General features: G+C 68.0%; 15 protein-coding genes. 10 read left to right on the plus strand and 5 right to left on the minus strand.

What is annotated here, in order from left to right; translation table 11 throughout:
• Positions 1-238 precede the first annotated feature (238 nt).
• On the plus strand, positions 239-826 hold the full coding sequence (locus IPI67_12595; protein MBK7581038.1) for a hypothetical protein: 588 nt from the start codon (positions 239-241) through the stop codon (positions 824-826).
• 12 nt (positions 827-838) lie between these two features.
• Here IPI67_12595 and IPI67_12600 read toward each other — a convergent pair whose 3' ends face one another.
• Both IPI67_12600 and IPI67_12605 read right to left on the minus strand, forming a co-directional pair.
• A complete protein-coding gene (locus tag IPI67_12600; GenBank protein MBK7581039.1) occupies positions 839-3,103 on the minus strand; it encodes a TIGR04551 family protein in 2,265 nt (754 codons plus the stop codon).
• 80 nt (positions 3,104-3,183) lie between these two features.
• Positions 3,184-4,341 (minus strand): protein kinase, encoded by a 1,158-nt coding sequence (locus IPI67_12605; GenBank protein MBK7581040.1) that lies wholly within the window; start codon positions 4,339-4,341, stop codon positions 3,184-3,186.
• Between the two features lie 132 nt (positions 4,342-4,473).
• Between IPI67_12605 and IPI67_12610 the strand changes: the two genes are divergently transcribed.
• The 7 genes from IPI67_12610 (at position 4,474) to IPI67_12640 (ending at position 10,948) form a co-directional block, all read left to right on the plus strand.
• Positions 4,474-6,054: a thrombospondin type 3 repeat-containing protein gene (locus tag IPI67_12610; GenBank protein ID MBK7581041.1), complete on the plus strand. Its 1,581-nt coding sequence runs from the start codon at positions 4,474-4,476 to the stop codon at positions 6,052-6,054.
• Entirely contained in the window at positions 6,054-6,596 is a 543-nt protein-coding gene (locus IPI67_12615; protein ID MBK7581042.1) for a TlpA family protein disulfide reductase, read from the plus strand. The genes IPI67_12610 and IPI67_12615 overlap by 1 nt, the downstream gene beginning before the upstream one ends.
• 105 nt (positions 6,597-6,701) lie before the next feature.
• A complete protein-coding gene (locus IPI67_12620; protein ID MBK7581043.1) occupies positions 6,702-7,529 on the plus strand; it encodes a HEAT repeat domain-containing protein in 828 nt (275 codons plus the stop codon).
• Positions 7,530-7,571: 42 nt separating this feature from the next.
• Positions 7,572-8,690 carry a glycosyltransferase family 4 protein gene (locus tag IPI67_12625; protein MBK7581044.1) on the plus strand — a complete coding sequence of 373 codons (1,119 nt, stop codon included), beginning with the start codon at positions 7,572-7,574 and terminating at the stop codon, positions 8,688-8,690.
• Positions 8,687-9,430 (plus strand): crotonase/enoyl-CoA hydratase family protein, encoded by a 744-nt coding sequence (locus IPI67_12630; GenBank protein ID MBK7581045.1) that lies wholly within the window; start codon positions 8,687-8,689, stop codon positions 9,428-9,430. The genes IPI67_12625 and IPI67_12630 overlap by 4 nt, the downstream gene beginning before the upstream one ends.
• Positions 9,431-9,479: 49 nt before the next feature.
• On the plus strand, positions 9,480-10,532 hold the full coding sequence (locus IPI67_12635; GenBank protein MBK7581046.1) for an MBL fold metallo-hydrolase: 1,053 nt from the start codon (positions 9,480-9,482) through the stop codon (positions 10,530-10,532).
• A 50-nt stretch (positions 10,533-10,582) separates the two neighbouring features.
• A complete protein-coding gene (locus IPI67_12640) occupies positions 10,583-10,948 on the plus strand; it encodes a hypothetical protein (protein ID MBK7581047.1) in 366 nt (121 codons plus the stop codon).
• An 11-nt stretch (positions 10,949-10,959) separates the two neighbouring features.
• On the opposite strand, the gene IPI67_12645 is transcribed toward IPI67_12640, so the two are convergent.
• On the minus strand, positions 10,960-13,368 hold the full coding sequence (locus tag IPI67_12645; GenBank protein ID MBK7581048.1) for a hypothetical protein: 2,409 nt from the start codon (positions 13,366-13,368) through the stop codon (positions 10,960-10,962).
• A gap of 66 nt (positions 13,369-13,434) precedes the next feature.
• Between IPI67_12645 and alaS the strand changes: the two genes are divergently transcribed.
• Positions 13,435-16,104 (plus strand): alanine--tRNA ligase, encoded by a 2,670-nt coding sequence (gene alaS, locus IPI67_12650; GenBank protein ID MBK7581049.1) that lies wholly within the window; start codon positions 13,435-13,437, stop codon positions 16,102-16,104.
• 16 nt (positions 16,105-16,120) lie between these two features.
• On the opposite strand, the gene IPI67_12655 is transcribed toward alaS, so the two are convergent.
• Positions 16,121-17,161 (minus strand): UDP-N-acetylmuramate dehydrogenase, encoded by a 1,041-nt coding sequence (locus tag IPI67_12655; protein MBK7581050.1) that lies wholly within the window; start codon positions 17,159-17,161, stop codon positions 16,121-16,123.
• 47 nt (positions 17,162-17,208) lie between these two features.
• Complete coding sequence (locus tag IPI67_12660) at positions 17,209-17,625, minus strand: hypothetical protein (GenBank protein MBK7581051.1); 417 nt, start codon at positions 17,623-17,625, stop codon at positions 17,209-17,211.
• 241 nt (positions 17,626-17,866) lie between these two features.
• Between IPI67_12660 and IPI67_12665 the strand changes: the two genes are divergently transcribed.
• Positions 17,867-18,421: an O-acetyl-ADP-ribose deacetylase gene (locus IPI67_12665; protein ID MBK7581052.1), complete on the plus strand. Its 555-nt coding sequence runs from the start codon at positions 17,867-17,869 to the stop codon at positions 18,419-18,421.
• Positions 18,422-18,486: the final 65 nt, after the last annotated feature.

Consider the following 18,486-nt stretch of genomic DNA (forward strand, 5'->3'; position numbering starts at 1 on the left):
CACTGGGGGGGCCGTCGGCTAGCGCTGACCAGCATTGCGCTCAACGCCGCGACGGCTCGAGTCGTTGGACCATGGCTCCTGCGCTGGTGCGCCGCGCGCAATTGCCGCCGCCGCCCCCGACACGGTCACCTGATGCTGGCTCCGACGGCCGCGCAGGGCAGAGAGACCTCCGGTCAAGAGTGCCATTCCGCCCGTCCATCTGGCCCTTCGCGCTCCGGTTGGCTACCCTGACCCGGGGATGAGTGTTTCGGTCGTACCCAGGCGCCCGGCGCGCGTGCAAGCGGCGACCGTGCGGGTGCGCGATGCCTTCGTGCGTGAGCGCTTTGGCGACGAGGCCACGCAGCGGTATCACGAGCACGCCTCTCCGGAGCTGCGGCAGCTGCTCTCGTCCAAGGACTCGCCGCCCGGTGGCTGGGTCCCGTTCGCGCTCTTCGTCGAGGCCAACCTGCTCATCGACCGTTTGTGGGGTCGAGGTGACGGCGAGCTGATCTGGCAGAGCGGGCGCTTTGCCGCGAGCCACAACGTCGGTGCGTGGAAGGGGTTGATCATCCGCCACGTGACCCCGGGCATGTTGGTCAGCCTCGTCGGCAGCCTGTGGGGCAAACACTACGACGGCGGCCGGCTGGTGAGTCGCGCTGCAGGGAGCACGGCCCTGATGGTCAGCATCCTCGATTTTCCGGAGCCACACACGGCGCACTGCAAGGCCGTCGGCGGCTGGATGCTCGGCTCCCTGGAGATGGGCCCGCGCAAACAGCCCGAGGTGGTCGAGCTCTCGTGTCGCAGCCAGGGCGCCGGCCTGTGTGAGTTCCGGTTGAGCTGGGCCTGAGCCCGCGCCGCATCAGAACAGTACGCCGAGGTACCAGCGGAGGATCTGCGCGGTGCTGGTCTCGGACGCGCCGGCTCCCAGGTCCTGTTCGATCTGACCGGCTTCGCGATCTTGCTGGTAGCCGAGCCCGCCCATCGGGAAGAGCACGCCCCACTGCAGCATCGTGTAGAAGCCGCCGGGCTTGGCGTGGTGGTCGTTCAGCGAGCCGTCCTTGGACTGGTAATAGAGCGAGAGATCCAGCTCGATGCCCAGATCGCGCTTGTGACCCGGGGTCTGCACGAACTCGCTGGCGCGGCTCCAGATCCCCGCGAAGCCGCCGCCAAACCGCTGGCCGCTCGCCTCGCGCACGAAGTCGTACTCGACGCTGGGGCGGAAGTAGTAGCTGCCCTGCACCCGCGACAGCAGGTTGCGGTGGAGGATCAGATCCACCTTGTAGTTGGGGTGGAAGCGAAAGGTGCTGATGGTGTTGTCGCCGCGCTGAGGCTGTAGGCCGCTGAAACCCGGGGAGAGCCCACCGGCACCATCGATTGGACCGTAGACGTCGGGGTCACCGGACGCCCAACCGGTCTTGAACTCGAGCTTCAGCCGATCTTCGACCAGCTTCTGCTCGATCTCCGTCGCAAAGCCCCACATGCGGATCTTGCGGCCGTTGACCGCGTCGTCCGGCGTGCTCTCGATGGAGCCCTGCACGGTGGCGAGCTCGGACTCGAAGCGGAACTTCTTGTACAAGATCTGCAGCCAGAAATCCGGGATCCACGCCACCGCACCGCGCCGCACGTAACCTGTGCCGACGTTCTCCGTGGGGCAACCCAGCGTCGGCGCACCGTTGTTGCAGGTCCCGCCCTCGCCCTCGTTGGCGATCAGCTGGCGGCGGTGCACGATGTACGCGCCGCCGTTCAGCACCAGGTCGCCCTTGGCGAGCGCCAGCTGGGTCAGGTCGGGGTTCTTGCGCCGCGCCAGCACCAGCACGTACTGATCGACGTCGTCGAGCTGACCGAGATCGTAGGGCTGAGCTTGGGGTTGGTTCAACGAGTCGCTGGTCGCACCCTCGTTGGTGAAGTCCCAGGCGGCGCCGAGGTAGAGGTCGAGGGATTTGAGCCCCGTGACGAACATGATGCGGTCCGCAGTCGACTGGTAGTCGTCGTCCGGCCCGTCTCCGCTGTTGGCCAAGATCCCCAGGCCCCAGTGGCTGGGCATGCGCCCGAACCGCAGCTGCCCGACGGGGGTCATGTATTCCGCCCAGACGCGCTTGACGCGAATGCTGTCGCGGAAGCTGTTGCGCCCGTCGCTGGGAGGCGACTGGGTGTTGTCGAAGGCGCCGATGGGGTTGTACCCGCTGCGCTTGGTGACCTGAGCGCCGGTCGCCGTGGAAGAGTTCGAATAACCCTCGGGCGTCGACCCGAGCACCAGGTTGTCGAGCAGATCGATCTGCGACATCACCCGCAGGTTGTCCGAGACGTGCAGCTCCGGATTGAGCCGGAAGCGCATGTTGGCGCCGGCTTGTGTCTTGTTCTTGCACGGGTAGAGGCCGTCCCGCGGATCGTCACTTGCGGAGAACGACTCCGGCGACTCGTCTCCCGTACACAGCGCCGGCCCGTAGGCGCTGCCGCCCCGCCCGATGTAGCGGTTGTCGCTCGGCATCGGCCACAGCGCCTGGTTCGGTGCGTCGACCCGGCCGAGTGAGAAGTTGTGGAACAGCTCGGCGCGCAGGCGGTAGTAACCGTGGATCTCGAAGATGGGTCGCGCGTGGGACCACCAGTCTTCGGCGTAGATCTCGTCGGACGACTTCGCTTTCTTCTGCGCGCCTGCCGGCTCCGTGCCTTGTTTCTGCAGCGCCGCGGCGTCCGTGCCGGGCTGCGGCCACATGGGCATGGGCCCGAAGCCTGTGCCCGGTGCGGGCGTGGGGGTCACGCCGGTGCCGGCGGGTCCCTTGCCGGTCGTCGGTGGAATCGGCGTAGGCGCTTCTTCTCCGCCGTCACCCGGGTCGGTATCGACCTCCGGCGGCAGCTCTTCTTCTGCTGCCGCGGCCGGCGGCTTGGCGCCTGCCGGAGGTTTGCCGGGCGTAGCTGCGGGCGTCCCGGGTTTGCCGGGAGCCGCTGCCGGCGCCGCGGGTTTGCCGGGAGCCGCGGGTTTGCCGGGCGCGGCTGCGGGAGGTTTTGCCGGGGCTGGCGCCGCCGGGGGTGGCTTCGGTGCCGCCGGCGCCGGCGCTTGGGCCGCCGCCAGGGCGCTCGTCACGACCCAGCTCAGAGACAAAAGGAAGGCGGAACGCTTGGGCATGGGTGGACGGCCGGTCGAGGCTATCGCACGCGCCCGACGAGACTGTCAACGACGCTCTTTTCGGCGCGCTTTCGCGGGGTTCACGCGCGGGCGCCCGAGCTGTCTTCGTAGGCGGCCATGACGTCGGTGCGCATCTGGTCGGCTTGGGTCTTGGGGACGGACGACGGGCTGCTCTGGCGCAAGCCGAGCTGAGAGATGGCCTGAGCGTGGTCCGCGAGTCGCTGCTGCGCCGCCCAGCCCGCACTCTCGGGCAGGCTCAGCGCCTCCCGAAACGCTTCACCCAGCTCGATGGCCGAGTTGAAGCGATGCATTGGATCTTTGGCCAGCGCCCGCGAGAACAGCAGATCGAGCACCGGCGGTGCTTGCGGAACGAAGCTCGTGAACGGCGGCGGTGACTCCTCGATCTGCGCCGTGCGCACCATGATCTCGTTGCGCAGCGGTGAATCGAAGGGCGTGACCCCGGTCAGCATCTCGTAGAGCACGATGGCCGCGCTGTAGAGATCGCCGCGCGCGTCGATGTCCTTGCCGAGTACCTGCTCGGGCGACATGTAGGCGCCGGTCCCGGGCGCCATCCCGCCCGTGTTCTTCGCCTCGTCGGCGGGCAGGCGGGCGATACCAAAGTCCGTGAGCTTGACCACACCGTCCACGCGCACCAGCACGTTGCTGGGTTTCACGTCGCGATGGATGATGCCGAGGGCGTGAATCGCGGCGAGCGCACCCAAGAGCTGCGAGAAGAAATGCCAAGCGCGCATGAATGCCATGCAAGGCAATCCTCCGGGCGTGCTGCTCTTGGCCTGGCGTGCGATCAGCTCGGACAGCGGCTCGCCCTCGACCAGCTCCAGCACGATCGCGAGCTGGCCCGCGAGCTCCGCCATCGCAAAGAAGTGTACGATGTTGGGGTGGGACAGGCGTCCGAGGGCGCTCGCTTCGCCCTTGAACAATCGCCGCGCCCGCTCCCGGCTCTTCAGCATCGGGTGGAGCACCTTGACGGCAACCGGGTGCGCCGGTGTACCGGCCGATGAGCCTGCGGGGTTGTAATAGAGCCAACCGCGGTGGACTACCCCCATGCCGCCCTCCCCGATCCGAGGCCCCACCACGACCCGCCCCCACTCGAGGTCGAGCTCGCTGCCGTCACCGAAGCGGCGCTCCGCCTCACGAGCGGGTTGAGGCGAGCCGCACTGCGTGCAGAAGCGGGCCGCATCGTCGAGGATGTTCTTGCATGCGGGGCAGAGCGCCACGAAGGCGAGGATAGCCGGGCAGCGGCTCCAGGGAGAAATCGACGACATTCTTCGCTGAAAAAAGCGCTATCAAGGCCGTTGCGAAACGCTGGTGGGGTGTGCGAGCCTTGGCTTCGCTGAGGGTGCCCCTCAGTGTCGGAGGAGATCCCGTTGCCGTTGTTCGTCGCCCCGCTGCCACCTGACCCCCTCACCCCCAGGCGATCCCGGCGCCCGCTCCGCGCGGCGCACCTGCTCGGAGTTGCCAGTTTGCTCGGCGTCAGCTTGGGTTCGGTCACCGCGCAGGCCCAGGACGCGAAGGAAAAGGAGTTCTCGGCGCAGCGCTTCGACCCGGCTCCGGGGCCTCGCAACTACTTCTCCACCCGGGGTGTGCGCACCGACGGACAGATGGCGTGGAGCGCGGGCCTGATGGTCAACTACTCCTGGGAACCGTTCGTGGTTCGGAGTTGTTTCAGCGACACCAACTGTGATGACAAGAACGCGACCGGCACGGATGACGTCAAAGTCATCGAAAACATGGTCACGGGTGACGCGCTCGCGTCTCTCACGCCCATTCCCCGCCTGCAGCTCGGGCTGAAGATCCCGGTTACCTGGGCCAGCGGCGACGGCCTCGCGGACGGGGGTGTTCCGGAGGAGGGCGGCATCAACGCGGTTGGCCTCGGGGACGCGACCCTCGAGGGCAAGTACCGGCTGCACGGCGAGATCAGGGATCCCTTCGTGGTCGGAGTCGGTGCGTTCTTTACCGGACCGCTGGGTCGCGCAACGGCCAAAGACAGTTACATCGGGGACGCGACCCCGACTGCGGGTCTGCGCGGCATCTTCGACGGTGAGCAAGGCCCGTTCTCGTTCGGCGGCAACCTCGCCGCCGTGTACCGCGGCAAAGGGCGGGTCGGCTCCACCGAGCTTGGGCCCGAGTTCCGCTATGGCGTCGCCGGCGGCTTCAAACCCAGCCCCACGCTCCGCGTGATCCTCGACGGCTTCGGCGCGACCAAGTTCAGCGCCAAGAACGGGACGAACTCCCTCGAGGTCGACGGCGGCGTCCAGATCATGCCTCTCGACTCGCCCTTCGTGATCTTCGCCGGTGTGGGCACCGGGGTGATCCAAGGCGTGGGCGTGCCGAAGGTGCGCGGCATTCTCGGCCTGATGTACGTCGCCGAGGGCGGCGATCGCGACGGCGACGGGATCCCCGACGACAAGGATCAGTGTCCGACCGTGCCCGAGGACAAGGACGGCTACCAGGACAACGACGGCTGTCCAGACGCCGACAACGACGGCGACATGATCCCCGACGAGCAGGACAAGTGCCCGAGTCAAGCCGAGGATCCCGACGGGTTCGAGGACAAGGACGGCTGTCCCGAGCTGGACAACGACAAGGACGGCGTCAACGACGACCAGGATCGTTGCCCGAACAAGGCGGAGACCAAGAACGGCTACAAAGACGACGACGGTTGCCCGGACGAGCCCGACCGGGACAACGACGGCGTGTCGGACAAGCTGGACAAGTGCCCGGATCAGGCGGAGGACACCGACGGCTTCCAGGACACCGACGGTTGCCCGGATCCGGACAACGACAACGACGGCGTGCCCGACCAGCAGGACGAGTGCGGAGACCAGCCGGAGACCATGAACGGCTTCCAGGACGAAGACGGCTGCCCGGACGAACTGCCGAAGGGCGACGCCAAAGAAGACAAGAAGAAGGAAAAGAAGAAGAAGTGATGCCGCCAAGCGTCGCGCGCCTGGGGGGCGTGGTCGTCGGCGTGAGCCTCGCGCTCACGTCGATTGGATGCGGAAAGATGGGTCCGGCTCAGAGTGGCAGCGGCGCCGAGCACCCGCTGCTCGGCGCGCCGGCCCCCGCCTTCGAGCTCCCCGGATACTCGGGGGGAGTGAAGAAGGTGTCGTTGGCCGACGGTGCCGGGAAGGTCATGCTCGTCGACTTTTGGGCGACGTGGTGTGAACCCTGCAAGGACTCGTTTCCGCACCACCAGCAGCTGGCGGAAAAGTATTCCGGCAAGCTCGTGGTCATCGGCATCAGCATCGACGACGACCCCGACGGCATCGCCGAGTTTGCCAAGAAGAACGGTGGCAAGTTTCCTCTCGGCTGGGACGAAGGTCAGAGCGTCTCGGAAACCTACCAACCACCCACGATGCCAACGGCGTACGTGATCGACCAGAACGGCATCGTGCGTTACGTGCACCCTGGATTCCACCAGGGCGACGAGGCCGAAATCGATGCGCACGTCGCCGAGCTCTTGAAGTGACGCTCGACGCAGAGCTCGATGTAGCCGACGCTCTCCGCTGTACGTCGATGTAAGTACATCGCGCGGCTTGGGAATGGGCCACCGCTGGGGTACGATTTCATCAGCGTGCGGTTCTGGCTCAGTCTGCGACTGCGACGATTCGCGCTATCCGTAGCGTGCGCCATAGCGCTGACCCTCTCGCACGGAAGCGCCTACGCTGGAGGCAGCGTCGATCAGCTGATCGAGCGGCTGCAGAACGGCGCCGACTTCCGTGTGCGCGTGCAGGCCGCGCTGCAGCTTGGCAAGACCAAACACCCGGACGCGCGTGAACCTCTCGAGAAGGCCCTCGACGACGACAACGCTGCAGTGCGCACCGCTTCCGCGGCGGCACTGAAAGTGCTGGCTGACAAGAAGAGCATCACGGCGCTCGAGGCGCACAAGAAGGATTCGTCATCGGCGGTGCGCTCTCAGATCGCGGCGACCTTGGCGTCGCTGCGCATGGTCACCACCAGCAGCGTCGCCAAGATGATCGTGAAGATTGGCCGCATGCGCACCGGCAAGGACGTACGCGGGAAGCTCGTGGGTGAGCTGGAGGACGCGAGCCGCCAGAAGTTCGGCGAGCTTCCCGGGGTGAGGGTCATGGACGAGAAGTCCGGAGCCGAGCCCGAGAGCAAGGGCAAAAAGACACCGATGGTGATGGTGACGGGGCTCTTGCGAAAAATGAACGAATCCCAGGAGGGGTCCGAGGTCGTCTACTCCGCGAGTGTGGAGTACGTCGTCCACCGCATGCCCGAGCAAGCCATCGCCGGCACGGTCAGCGGCTCGGCGAGCACTCGGGCGAGCACCGCCGAAGCCAAGAAACGCTCACCCGAGCTCAGGCGGCTGGTGCTCGCGGCCGCCGTCGCCAGCGCAGTAAAACGCGCGCCCGAAGCCCTGGCTGCGGCGACCCGCTGACGGGTGGTTGACGCGGCCACACTGGCCGTTCGATAGGGGTGCGTGCCCACGCCGCCCCGTGTGCTGTTCGTCTCCAAGCCGGTGGTTCCGCCCTACCACGACGGCACGAAGTGTCTGGTTCGAGACGTCGCGACTCACCTGGAAGGGTTCCATCCCGTCGTCATGGCGACCCCTGGCGCGGCGCCGCTCCCGGGAGTCGAGCTCGCGAGCGTCTACTCGGATGCGGGTCACCACACACCGGCCTTGGCCGAGAACGCCCGCGCCGCCCTGTTCGTCGCCCGTTATCCTGGCGCCGCGCTCTGGCACTTCGTGTTCGCACCCAACCCCAAGACCAGCGTCATCGGTCGACTGCTCCGCAGTCTGCGACGCACACCCGTCGTGCAGACCATCGCGTCGCCGCCGCGCAGCTTCGAACACATCGACCGCCTCTTGTTTGGTGACATCGTCGTGGCTCAGAGCCATGCCACCGCCGCCCGCATCGCAGAGCATGCGCCGCGTCGCCGCATCGAGGTCATCCCGCCGCCGGTAGCCGCCATCCCATCCCGGCCAGTGTCCGAGCGCCGCGCTCTCTACGAACGCCTCGGCCTCCCTGAGGGCGCACCCGTGCTCGTGTACCCCGGGGACATCGAGCTGTCCGCCGGCGCCGAGAACGTGGCGGCTCTGGTCGAGCCGCTCGCGCGGGAGTTGCCGGACGTCGTGATCGTGTTTGCGTACCGCGCCAAGACCTCGCGCGCACACGCCGTTGCCGCGGCACTGCAGCGTCGGCTTTCTGCACGGCACACGCGCTTCACCGACACACTTCCGGATGTGCTGGCGCTGATCGAGGACGCCCGCGCGGTGCTGTTTCCCGTCGATGATCTGTGGGGAAAGGTCGACCTGCCCATCGTGCTGCTCGAGTCGATGCGGCTCGGTGTCCCGGTCATCTGTCAGGACCAGGGCCCGCTCGCCGAGCTCGGGGGTACGCTGCGGATCGCGCCAGGGGACCAGGCGGGTTATGTCCGGGCGGTGCTCGAGCTGGTGAAGAGCAGCGAGCACACGGACGCGGTCCGACGAGCGCAGTGGGCGCGGCTCGAGGCCGAGCACGACGCTCGGGTCGTGGCGCGGCGCTACGAGCGCCTCTACTTGGAGCTCTTGGGGGAACGAGCAAGGAGCATACGATGAACGTGCGAACCGAAATTCGGGGAGCGGTGACGGTGGTCAGCTTGGACCGCCCCGAGCGCAAGAACGCGGTCGACCGGCGAACCGCCGGCGAGCTCCTGGCGGCGTTCCGGGAGTTCGACGCCAGCGAGGCCGCGAGGGTGCTGGTGCTGACGGGGAGCGGGGGCACGTTCTGTGCGGGAGCGGATCTGAAGGCGCTGGACAACGACGTCGACGCGCCGGAGGGCCCCATGGGTTTCACGCGGCTCGTGTCTTCGAAGCCCTGCATCGCGGCAGTCGAGGGACACTGTGTTGCCGGGGGTCTCGAGCTCGCGGTGTTCTGCGATCTCCGCGTCGCTGGGCGTTCGTCGCTCTTTGGTTGTCTGGAGCGGCGCTGGGGTGTGCCGCTGATCGACGGTGGCACCCAGCGACTGCCGCGGATCGTGGGGCTTGGTCGCGCCCTCGATCTGGTGCTGAGCGGTCGCTTGATCGACGCCGTGGAGGCGGAGCGCATCGGGCTCGTCAATCGGGTCGTGGACGACGGCGCTGCGCTCGAGGCCGCCGTGGCGCTCGGCCAGGAGCTCGCGGCCTTCCCCTGGTCCTGTCTGCTGGTGGACCGGACCTCGGTCTACGCGGCCTTCGACGTGCCGCTGTCGAGCGGGCTCGAAGCCGAGGCAAGACGCGGGCGGGAGGTGCTCGCGGAGGCCGCGGAGGGTGCGCGCTCGTTTGCGGGTGGCGCTGGCCGACACGGTTCGGCGCGCTAGGGCTTCCTTCCAGGGGTGCACGCTGTATGGTCGTTCACTGGAGTGACAAATGACCTTCCGGCAGCTGTTTGACCTGGTTTCCTGCACGTACACCTATCTGCTTGCCGACGAGGCCACGGGCGAGGCGGTGCTGATCGACTCGGTCTTCGAGCGACACGCGCGCGACGCGGCGTTGATCCGCGAGCTCGGGCTGAAGCTCCAGCTGACGCTGGACACCCACTGCCACGCGGACCACGTGACGGGCGCCTGGCTGATGAAACAGGCCTTCGGCAGCAAGATTGCGCTCGCCCGCGCTTGCGGCGCCGAGAATGTGGACCAGCCGCTCGGCCATGGCGATGTGATTCGCTTCGGCGCGCAGAGCCTCGAGGTGCGGGCGACGCCCGGCCACACCGACGGCTGCTTGGCGTTCGTGAGCGCCGACCACAAACGGGTCTTCACCGGCGACGCGCTGCTCGTTCGGGGTGCCGGCCGTACGGACTTCCAGCAGGGCAACGCCGCACAGCTCTTTCGTTCGATTCGCGAGCAGCTCTTCTCGCTGCCCGACGACTGCGTGGTGTGCCCGGGCCACGACTACGAGGGGCGCGCCTCGAGCACCATCGGTGAGGAGCGCAGCTTCAATCCGCGCATTGGCGGCAAGGCGCGCGAAGAGGACTTCGTCGGCTACATGCAGAACCTCGGGTTGCCGCACCCAAAACAGCTCGAGGTCGCGTTGCCGGCCAACATGCGCTCGGGAAAACCCGAAGACGGCCAGGTCCCGCGCGCGCCGGATTGGGGCCCGGTGGGGCTGACGTACGCGGGGCTCCCAGAAATCGCCGCGGAGTGGGTCGCACGTCACCGGAGCGACCTGCACCTGCTCGACGTGCGCTCGGCCGCCGAGTTCGACGGTGAGCTCGGCCACCTCGAAGGGGCGCAGCTCGTGCCGCTCGAGGAGCTGCGGGCTCGGGTTGCCGACGTGCCCTCGGACAAACCGGTCGTCGTTGTGTGTGGGACGGGCAAACGCTCGGGTCTGGGCACCAACATTCTCCAGAAGGCCGGCCTGACCCGGGTCGCGAACCTGAAGGGTGGCATGCTCAACTGGCGCGAGCTCGGGCTGCCGAGCTGACGGGCGCTCCACTACTTCCCCCAACAGGCGGTGATTCGTGAAGATCCTTGGTGCGGGCTTCGGCGGGCTCGAAACGGCGCTGGGGCCTCGGCGCGCGCCTGCGCGACGGCTACGAGGTCACACTGGTCGACAGAAGTGACTCGTTCTTCATCGGGTTTTCCAAGATCGACGTGCTGTTCGGGCGTCGCACCGAAGCCGAGGAGCGCTACCCGTACACGACGCTGCGCGGCGAGGGGCTTCGATTCGTGCGGGCGACCGTGCGCAACATCGACACCGACACACGGAGCGTCGACACGACGGGTGGGAGTCGCGCTCGGAGCGGAGCTCGCCCCGGGCAAGACGAACGGTTTCGTCGAGAGCAGTACATGGTCGACGCCGGCGGCGTCTGGATGGTCGCCGAGCGTTTGCCGGACTAGGTGTGTCGTGCTCAGCCCGCGATGAGCCGCGCGTAGTCGTCCGACAAGTAGAACGAGACCAGCGCCGCGATGCGCACCGCGAGATCCTGATGCGCGAGGTGACCGTCCGCGCTCCGCTCGCGCAATACCGCGAGCGCACCGTCCTGCTCCGCCAGCGCCAGCTCTTGTTTGTGATCGGGTCGCACGAGCAGAATCGCGCGCAGCGCGGCCGCGAGATTGCGGCACGCCACCAGCCCGGCGCGATCCGCCGTGAGCTGCATCACGCGGGCCGTCGCCACCAGATCCTCGTGCATGGCGGAGAGCACGTCGTCGCTCTCGTGAGGTACGCCGAGATCGGGCCGACTCGCCAGCCGCTTGCGTACCGCGCTCGCGCCGCCCACCACGCGCTGGATGGTGCTGGTCGGGACCTTCTGCAAGATCTGGAACGCCTTCTCCGCAAAACGGTAGCTGCGAAATAGCGGCAGGACCCCCAGCAGCAGATCGAACCCCTCGCGGCTGCGTTCGAACAATCCCCGCCACACCTCGCTGGACGTCACCCGCGCGTGACCAAACGCCACGTGGGCGACCTCGGCTGCGACGGCGAACTGGAGCTCTGCTTCGCTCATTCCGTAGTCCGGATCGTCTTCGAGATGGCGCCCCCCCACCAGCACGAAGGCCGGCGGACCTTCGTACGAGCGCAGTCCGATGCCCTTCTTGCCCCGAGAGATGAAGCCCTCCATGTGCTGCACACCGAGTAGCCGCGCGGCGCGCATCAGCGCTCGCGCCGGCACCGGCCGACGCGACACGCTGATCGGCTCCACGTATTCGAGCAAGGTGCCGTGGTCCGGCTCGGGGACCGCCGCGAGCAGCGATTGGATCCGCCCGAGCACCACGCTGTCTTCGCGTGCGGCCGGGTGAGGCAGAACATCGGCGAGCAACGTCTGGGAGAGCGGCGCCGGATCTTCGCCAATCGGTAGGTCGTGCCGCTCGAGGCCGCCCGGCGCGAGCACCGAGAGCACGCGCGCGGCGCGCTCGGCCAGCTGCCCCGTTGCGCGTTGGGCCAGCGCCTCGACCCGGGTGTGCACGAGCGGTTGCAGGCGCGCGAGCTCCGCGACCGCCCGCGGGCACGGGCCCTCTGGCGTGCGGCGGGCTTCGGCCAGGAGCTCGAACACACGAATGCGCAAGACCTGTCCGCCGGCACCCGCAGTGAGATCGGTGTCCTGACTCGGCAACAGGTCGAGCAGCTCCTCGCTCGGGAGCACGAGCAGGCGAGCCTCGAGCAGGTCGCGCGCGCGCTCACGCTGTCCGGACTCGATCAGGTGCTCGGCGAGCTCGACGTCGGCGCGAGCCAGTCGCTTCGGATCTTGGCGCAGCTCGGTCAGCCTCGAGTGCAGCCGCTCGTGCAGCTCGAGCGCCCAGGGTTCCGCGCGACTTCCGCGCCGCCGCAGGCTGTCGTTCAAGTGTACCGCGGCCTCCGGCGACAGCCGGAAATCCGTCCACAGCTCCGCGAGCGCCTCGGGCGGCGAGTGTCTGGAGTCGAGCTCGTCGACGAGCAGATCCACCTCGTGCTCGGCGGGGGCGAGCTCGGAAGCGTCGACCGCAAGCATGAACGCCGCAGCCAGAGCTAGTGGATCTCGCGCCTCCCGCAGCCGATCGAGCAACGTGCGACCGAACGCCCGGGCCACGGGATCCGCGCGACCGAGCCAGTTGGCACGCGCAAACGCGAGCAGCCGCCCCGCCCCGCTCACCTCGGCGCCCGCCAAGATCTCCCGCCACAGGTCGGTCTCGGAGCGAGGAACTCGCCAGCGAAAACGCCCAGCGACCACGTCGGTCTTCACCGGGCCGTCGTCGAGCGTCAGCCGCACACCTTCGAGGGGTTCGATGCGGCGATCCCCGAGGGGTGACAGCACCACCCGCGCCACCCGCTGGTCGCTGACGAACAGGTAGCCGGTGCCGCTCATGCCAGGCGACAGTCGAGACTCGACCGGGGCGTCCTTGTCGGTCTCGCGCATCGCCAGCATCAGCTCACCCGGCTCGAGGAAGCCCGCGAGGAACGCACGCTCCACCGGCCCGAGCGGCAGCACGTGACGCCCGATCTCGGGCGCGGCCCTCGTCGGGTCGCCTCCGAGCCGACCAACCGCAATGCACTGACGCGCCTCGCGCCGCGCAGCCATCGGGACCGAGAGCTCGGTCCCCGTGATGCGGAGCTCGTCCCCGAGTGCGCCGCGCTCGTAGCGCAGGTCGTCCCGCTCGAGCAGCGACAGGAGCACGCCGTCTGCCGCGCTGTCCGCCGCCGCCAGATACAGCCCGCGCGAGGTACGCAGCAGGCTGGCCGGGCGCCGCGCGCCACCGGCGACGGAGAGTTTTCCGCGCAGTGGGACCCGTTGCTCGATACGACCGAGATCACGGGCCTCCAGGTAGGCGAGTAGGGCGTCAGCCATCTGTCGGGGTGCGATGCTACTACGCGCGCGCGGCGCGCGGGCCCCTGTGCTAGACCCCGGGGCCCCATGTCGAAGACCTCACAGGAGCTGCGTCGAGCGTTCCTCGAATTCTTCCGGTCCCGTGGCCACACCGTCGTCGAGAGCGGCGCGCTGGTGCCACCCAACGACCCAACCTTGATGTTCGCGAACGCCGGAATGGTGCAGTTCAAGGACTGCTTCACCGGCCGCGAGAAGCGCGCCTATCAGCGGGCGGCGAGCAGTCAGAAGTGCATCCGCATCAGCGGCAAACACAACGACCTCGAGAACGTCGGCCCGAGCCCGCGGCACCACACCTTCTTCGAGATGCTGGGCAACTTCAGCTTCGGCGACTACTTTAAGGAGGAGGCCTGCGTCTTCGCCTGGGACTTCCTGATCAAGGACATCGGCCTCGATCCGCAGCGCTTCGTCTTCACCTACTTCAAGGGTGAGGGCGACGTGCCCGCCGACCACGAGGCGCGGGACCTGTGGCGCAAGATCACCGGGCTGGGTGAGGAGCGCATCCTGGGTCTCGGCATGGCCGACAATTTCTGGGCCATGGGAGACACGGGCCCCTGCGGTCCTTGCAGCGAGCTTCACTACTACGTCGGCCCCGAGGTCGACCTGGCGCGCTTCGGTGAGGAGCAGACGGCCCAGGGTCATGGCTGGATGGAGATCTGGAACCTGGTCTTCATGCAGTTCGAGAAGAAGACCAAGGAGTCCGCGCTCGAAGCCTTGCCGGCGCCGAGCATCGACACCGGCATGGGGCTCGAGCGCCTGGCGGGCATTGTCCAGGGAAAGACCAGCAACTACGAGTCGGATCTGCTGCGCACACTGGTCGACCGCGCTGCCGAGCTGTCGAAGAAGAGTTATCAGGGTGGCATGACGCCGGACGAGGTCTCCATGCGGGTGATCGCGGATCACGCGCGCACGACCGCGTTCCTGATCGCCGAAGGCATCATGCCCGACCGAACCGGGCGTGAGTACGTGCTCCGGCGCGTCATGCGCCGGGCCATTCGCCACGGGCATCGCCTGGGCATCAACGAGCCGTTCTTGCACCAGGTCGCCGATCTGGTGGTGACGCACATGGGCGAGCAATATCCGGAGCTCGTCGAGCGACGCGAGATGATCCGCTCGGTCGCCGAGGGGGAAGAGACGCGGTTTCGTCAGACCATCGAGCGCGGGCTCTCGCTGCTCGATCAAGCCTTCGGCGGCATGGACGAGACCGGGCAGAAAGAGCTGCCCGGCGCTGACGCCTTCCAGCTCTACGACACCTACGGCTTCCCGCTCGACCTGACCCAGGTGATCTGCGCCGAGCGCGGCTACGCGGTGGACAACGCGGGTTACGACGCCGCACTGGAAGAGGCGCGCAAAAAGAGCGAGTTCCGCGGCATGGAGCAGGCCGTCGAGTCCGTCTACCGAGATGCGCTCGGCAACCTGCCCCAGGGCACGGTGGTCTTCAGCGGTTACGAGCGCGACACCGACAAGTCCAAGGTCGTTGCCATCGTCAAGGACGGCGCCCTGTGCGAGCGCGCAGCCGCGGGTGACTCCGTCGAGATCGTGACCGAGCGCACGCCGTTCTACGCGGAGTCCGGCGGGCAGGCCGGGGATCAGGGCAGCATCGTGCTGCCTGCGGGGCGGCTCCGGATCGAAGACACCTTGCGCCCCGTCGCGGGCCTCAGTGTGCACCGCGGTGTCGTGGAAGAGGGCAGCGTCGCCGTCGGAGAGGAGGCCACGCTTGCCATCGACGTCGAGCGGCGCGAGGGCATTCGGCGCAGTCACTCCGCCACCCATCTGTTGCACTGGGCGCTCCGGCAAGTGGTGGGCAGCCATGCCCAGCAGAAGGGCTCGCTCGTGGGGCCCGGCCGCCTGCGCTTCGACTTCACCCACGGCAAGCCGCTGAGCAGCGAAGAGCTCAGCAAGATCGAAGACCTCGTGAATCAGCGCACGCTCGCCAACGCGCCGGTTCGGACCGAGGTGCTCTCGATGGAAGAGGCCAAGAAGCGCGGCGCCATGATGATCTTCGAAGAGAAGTACGGCGACACGGTGCGCATGCTGAGCATGCTCGAGAGCGTCGAGCTGTGCGGTGGGACGCACGCCCGGGCTACGGGGGACATCGGTCTGTTCAAGATCCAGCTCGAGCAGGGCATTGCCGCCGGAGTGCGCCGCATCGTAGCCACGACGGGGGAGGGCTCGCTGGCTCACCTACGAGCGGTCGAACACGATCTCGAGCGTGCGGCGCAGGCTGCAAAGGCGTCGCCCAAAGATCTGGTCGAGAAGATCGAGAAGCTCGTGGCCGAGACGAAGTCGCTCGAAAAGAAGGTCGACGAGCTCTCGAAGAAGCTGCTCACCGGTGGCGGCGGACTCGAAGCGCTGCTCGGGCACGTACGCGAGATCGGGGGCGTCAAGGTGCTGGGTGTGAAGGCGGACGTCGCCGATCGCGGCGCCTTGCGCGAGCTCGCGGAGCAGCTGCGGGACAAACTGGGTGACAGTATCGTGCTCGTGGGCTCCGAGACCGAGGGCAAGGCGCAGCTCGTCCTGACCGTGTCGAAGCCGCTCACGGGTCGGTTCAAGGCGGGCGAGCTGATCCGCCCGATTGCCGCCATCGTGGGCGGCTCCGGTGGCGGTCGCCCCGACATGGCGCAGGCGGGCGGCACGGAGATCGACAAGCTCGATCAGGCCATCGAGGCCGTCTACGCCGGCGTAGCGCCGACGAGCTGACGCTCTCACCCCTCCGTCACGCTTCGAAGCCCCAGTGCACGGGCTCTGGCTCGAGCTGCACACCGAGCTGGTCGCGAACGGTCAGCCTGACCCGCTCGGCAAAGCGCCGGATGTCCGCGGCCCGGGCGCCCGGGTGCGCAACGATGCACAGCGAGTGTTTGGTCGACAGGCCCACGTTGCCATCGCGAGTGCCGCGCGCGAGCCCCGCACGCTCGATCAACCACGCGGCGCTGAGCTTCACGCTGCCGTCCGGCTGGGGGTACCTCGGCAGCTCCGCAACGCCAGCTCGGGCAGCGACCTGGTCAGCCGCCGTCGCGTCGACGATCGGGTTGACGAAGAACGAGCCGCAGCTGCGACCGTTCTCGTCCTGGGGGTCGAGCACCATGCTCTTTCGCCTCCGCAATTCGATCACGGTGTCGCGCACGCGCGCGAGCCCCGGCTCCCCCGCCGCCCTCGCCGCGAGCTCGCGCTCGAGCTCCGGGTACCTCACACTCGGCGCTCCGCCGGGTGACAGACGAAAGGTGACCGCGAGCACCAGGTGGCGCTCCGGAGCCTCGCTCTTGAAGAAACTGTCGCGGTACCGGAACTGACAGCTCGCGTTGTCGAGCTCGAGGGTCTCGCCGGTCCGCCGGTCGAGCAAGCGCACGCGTTCGATGCGTTCGCTGACCTCCTGGCCATAGGCCCCCACGTTCTGGATCGGCGTCGCCCCGACCAGCCCGGGAATGCCGCTCAGGCACTCGACGCCGGCGAGTCCCCGCGACACCGCGCTGGCAACGAACTCGTCCCACACCTCGCCCGCGGCGACCGTGACCTCCCCGTCGTCGCCCCACACACAACCCCGGTTGGCCATCGAGACCACGAGGCCGGGCACTCCGTCGTCAGCGATGACGACGTTGCTTCCGCCACCGAGAACCCGGAGCTCCACGCCGCGTGTCCGCGCGAGCGCGACAGCCTCCCGAGCGTCAACCTCGGAGCGCACCACGCCGAACAGTGCGGCCGCGCCGCCGACGCCCAGGGTCGTGAGGGCCGCGAGAGGTACATTTTCCGAGAGCTCCACGTCGCCGCGGTCTTATCACGGCGCGCTGCCCCTTCCGACAATCCGGCTCAGCGCGGACGCGTGCGCCGGAGTCCGGGCTTGGGGCGGGCAAAGACCTTGACCTGTCGCTCCCGGCTCTCACCGCGCCCGGCGCGGCCTTCGCGCTTGGCGCGCGCGGTCTCGATCAGCTCGCGCGACTCGGGGCTCAGGGACTCGGGCAAGGGAGTGACCGCCAGGGGAGCCACGGCGTCCGCCAAGGTGAGGACCCGATCGAACAGCGGGCTCTTCGAGTCGATCAACACCAGGGCCTGACCGTTCAGTCGAATGAGTCCACCCGACGCGTGGTGCATCGCCAGCCGCATCGGTTCCATGCGCACGCTGATCCCCATTCCTCGGGCAAAGGCCACGAGCTCGTCGAGCAGTCGCTCCGGATCGTTCGCAGGCTTGGCGTCGTGCATCTTCCTCCGCGGAACACTCGCTGCCATCGGACTCCCTCCCTGGATCACCCGAAGGGCTGACCCGAGACGACTTCGCGACTCATGTCGCTTCACTGACGTGGGGGCCGGCGAAGCCGGCGTGTCATGCGCTGCTCCTCCCTCGTGCCGCTCGCCCCCCGTCGGTGCTCCGCCAGGATCGCTTGCGCCGAGACTCCACAGTCTACAGCAGAAATCCGGGGGCCGGCGCGCCGGGCTTTACGACGCGGGCAAATCCTCTTTAGTTACGCCGATGCACCGCTACAGTTTGGGTGGGGCGGAGTTGGAGCTCTGCCGCGGAGACCTCACGGAGTCCGACACCGTGGCCATCGCCAACGCCGCCAACTCGATGCTCATGGGTGGGGGCGGCGTCGATGGCGCGATCCACCGCGCGGCGGGTCCCGAGTTGCTCGAAGCGCTCCGAGAGCTGAAGCGCGATCTTCCCGGTGGCTTGCTCGAGACCGGCGCTGCCGTGATCACACCCGGCTTCGGTCTCACCGCCAAGTGGGTCATTCACTGCGTGGGTCCGATCTACGATCGCGAAGGGGAAGCGGCGCCCAAGCTCCTCGCGCGCTGTTACACGAAGGCGCTCGAGCTTTGCCGGCGGCGGGAGCTGGAGAGTGTTGCGTTCCCGTCGATCAGCACCGGGGTCTACGGCTACCCGGTAGAGCTTGCCGCCAAGGTCGCCCTCGACGCAGTCCGGCGTGGGGTGGGCGAGGGGAAGCAGCCCAAGCTCGTGCGGTTCGTGCTGTTCAACGAGCCCACACTCGACGCTTATCGAACGGCGGCCGAAGCCTGGCGTCCGTGAATTCCGGTTCCCCGCGGCCAAGCGGCCGTGGTATGGCGCACCGCGCGTGTGTGTATTGCCGGAGG

The sequence above is a fragment of the Myxococcales bacterium genome (assembly GCA_016706225.1).
In the GTDB taxonomy this organism is placed as follows: domain Bacteria; phylum Myxococcota_A; class Polyangia; order Polyangiales; family Polyangiaceae; genus JADJKB01.

Coding starts and splice junctions, on each gene's coding strand:
- IPI67_12595 (MBK7581038.1), top strand. CDS start 239: ATGAGTGTTTCGGTCGTACCCAGGCGCCCGGCGCGCGTGCAAGCGGCG.
- IPI67_12600 (MBK7581039.1), bottom strand. CDS start 3,103: ATGCCCAAGCGTTCCGCCTTCCTTTTGTCTCTGAGCTGGGTCGTGACG.
- IPI67_12615 (MBK7581042.1), top strand. CDS start 6,054: ATGCCGCCAAGCGTCGCGCGCCTGGGGGGCGTGGTCGTCGGCGTGAGC.
- IPI67_12630 (MBK7581045.1), top strand. CDS start 8,687: ATGAACGTGCGAACCGAAATTCGGGGAGCGGTGACGGTGGTCAGCTTG.
- IPI67_12635 (MBK7581046.1), top strand. CDS start 9,480: ATGACCTTCCGGCAGCTGTTTGACCTGGTTTCCTGCACGTACACCTAT.
- IPI67_12645 (MBK7581048.1), bottom strand. CDS start 13,368: ATGGCTGACGCCCTACTCGCCTACCTGGAGGCCCGTGATCTCGGTCGT.
- alaS (MBK7581049.1), top strand. CDS start 13,435: ATGTCGAAGACCTCACAGGAGCTGCGTCGAGCGTTCCTCGAATTCTTC.
- IPI67_12660 (MBK7581051.1), bottom strand. CDS start 17,625: ATGGCAGCGAGTGTTCCGCGGAGGAAGATGCACGACGCCAAGCCTGCG.
- IPI67_12665 (MBK7581052.1), top strand. CDS start 17,867: ATGCACCGCTACAGTTTGGGTGGGGCGGAGTTGGAGCTCTGCCGCGGA.